The sequence below is a fragment of the Photobacterium sp. R1 genome, assembly GCF_054600795.1.
This window is the reverse complement of sequence record NZ_BAAHZP010000934.1, coordinates 1-239: the sequence shown is the minus strand read 5'-3', so window position 1 is coordinate 239 and position 239 is coordinate 1. Positions and strand designations below refer to the sequence as shown.

General features: G+C 64.4%; 1 protein-coding gene. It reads left to right on the top strand.

From position 1 onward, the window contains the following. The coding region (locus tag ACYP03_RS27820) for a hypothetical protein (RefSeq protein ID WP_459782915.1) at window positions 1–239 on the top strand (239 nt) is incomplete at both ends.

Here is a 239-nt window from a genome sequence, read left to right as displayed (position 1 = left end):
AGCGAGCAGCGGCCGGTGTCAGCCGGCGATATCGCCGTGCTGGTGCGCACCGGATCAGAGGCGGCGCTGGTGCGTCAGGCGATGGCAGCTCAGGGCATACCCAGTGTGTACCTGTCTAACCGCGACAGTGTTTTTGCCAGTCAGGAAGCGGCAGATTTGCTGCGCTTGCTGGTGGCCGTGCTGCATCCGGAACAGGACACCAGCTTGCGGGCCGCCCTGGCCACCAGTTTGTTTGCGCT